Annotated in this window: 1 protein-coding gene; it reads right to left on the bottom strand. The window is 73.7% G+C overall.

Annotation, left to right across the window (positions count from 1 at the left end):
* Positions 1-168: 168 nt before the first annotated feature.
* Positions 169-1,414, bottom strand: a 1,246-nt coding sequence (locus AB0O48_RS34055) for a hypothetical protein (RefSeq protein ID WP_365070045.1), incomplete at its 5' end; no start/stop codon positions are given.

The following is a 1,414-nucleotide window of genomic DNA, read 5'->3' as shown; positions in this document are numbered from 1 at the left end:
CCGAACCGTGATCAATACCCCCCCTGCGCCTTTTGTACTGCACTCGTGAGGGTGTGGGAGAGTAGGACGCCGCCGGACAATCTTCCAGTCGAGGGCCGCCCCATCCGGGTCGGCCCTCGACTGCGTAGCGCCATTGGTGGCGCAATCAGGAAGGATGTACCTGTGAGTTCAGGACCGCAGGGCGGAGACCGTCCCCGTCGCTACGAAGACCGTACTGACGGTGCGGGCGGACGCGACCGCGGCCCGCGCCGCGATGACCAAGGCCGGCCCCCGTACCGGGGAGACCGCGACAGCGCTGGCGGCGCCCGCGGCGGCTACGCCGGCGGCCGTGACTCTGGTTCCCGTGGCGGTGACCGGGACAGTTCGCGTTCCAGCGCCCCCCGTGAGGGTGGCTTCCGGGGTGGCGACCGCGACGGTTCGCGCTCCAGTGCCCCGCGTGAGGGTGGTTTCCGCGGTGGCGACCGTCGCGAAGGCGGTTTCCGCGGCGGTGACCGGGACGGTTCGCGCTCGGGCGCCCCGCGTGAGGGTGGCTTCCGGGGAGGCGACCGCGACGGTTCGCGCTCCAGCGCCCCGCGTGAGGGTGGTTTCCGGGGCGGTGACCGTCGCGAAGGCGGTTTCCGCGGCGGTGACCGGGACGGTTCGCGTTCCAGCGCCCCCCGTGAGGGTGGTTTCCGCGGCGGCGACCGCGACGGTGGTTTCCGGGGCGGCGACCGTCGCGAAGGCGGTTTCCGCGGCGGTGACCGGGACGGTTCGCGTTCCAGCGCCCCCCGTGAGGGTGGCTTCCGGGGCGGTGACCGCGACGGTGGTTTCCGCGGGGGTGACCGTCGTGAGGGCGGCTACCAGGGTGGCGGCGATCGCACCCGTTCCGGCCCCTCTCGTGAGGGTGGTTTCCGGGGCGGCGACCGCGACGGTTCGCGCTCGAGCGCCCCGCGTGAGGGCGGCTTCCGCGGCGGTGACCGTCGCGAAGGCGGTTTCCGTGGTGGCGACCGGGACGGTTCCCGTTCCAGCGCTCCGCGTGAGGGTGGTTTCCGCGGCGGTGACCGCGACGGTGGCTTCCGCGGGGGTGACCGTCGCGAAGGTGGTTTCCGTGGTGGCGACCGGGACGGTTCCCGTTCCAGCGCTCCGCGTGAGGGTGGTTTCCGCAGCGGTGACCGCGACGGTGGCTTCCGCGGGGGTGACCGTCGTGAGGGCGGCTTCCGTGGTGGTGACCGCGACGGTGGCTTCCGTGGCGGTGACCGTCGTGAGGGCGGCTACCAGGGTGGCGATCGCACCCGTTCCGGTCCCCCCCGCGAGGGCGGCTTCCGCGGCGGTGACCGTGAGGGTGGCTTCCGCGGCGGTGACCGTCGTGAGGGCGGCTTCCGTGGCGGCGACCGTGACGGTTCCCGGCCGAGTGGACCGCGTGACGGCGGCGCGC

The organism is Micromonospora sp. NPDC085948 (assembly GCF_040686315.1).
Classification (GTDB): Bacteria; Actinomycetota; Actinomycetes; order Mycobacteriales; family Micromonosporaceae; genus Micromonospora.
The sequence above is the reverse complement of the archived record's forward strand: the minus strand, read 5'-3'. Positions and strand labels throughout refer to the sequence as shown.